Raw genomic sequence first — 384 nt, forward strand, 5'->3', positions numbered from 1 at the left:
CGGCGCGCTGGTGGCCGCGGGCGCGCGCCTGCCGGGCGTGCTCGGCGCCGTGGCCGGCCAGCTGCACGTCGAGGCGGGCTCGGAGGACGTGGCCACCGCGGCCCTCGGCGACCTCGCCGAGGCCGTCGTGGTGGAGTCGCTCGACGCCGCCGTGGACGCCCTGCGGCTCCTGCGCCACGAGGCGGCGGGCCGGGCTGACCTCGTGGTGCTGCCCGGTGCCCGGGGCGAGGCCGGGCGCGCGCCGGCCGCCGGGGGGCGCCGGGCGGCCCGCGCCGCCGCTGCGGGCGGTGCCGCTGCGGGCGGTGGTCCAGCCGGTGGTGCCGAGGCCGAGCTGCGCGCCCTGCTGGCCGGGCTCGACGGCGTGGACGGCGCGCGCCCGGTGAC

At 84.1% G+C, this 384-nt stretch carries 1 protein-coding gene; it reads left to right on the plus strand.

The annotated features are described in order from the left end of the window. The coding region (locus FHN55_RS22215) for a hypothetical protein (protein ID WP_139714565.1) at positions 1-384 on the plus strand (384 nt) is incomplete at both ends.

The organism is Streptomyces sp. NP160 (genome assembly GCF_006335115.1).
In the GTDB taxonomy this organism is placed as follows: Bacteria; Actinomycetota; Actinomycetes; order Actinomycetales; family Quadrisphaeraceae; genus Quadrisphaera.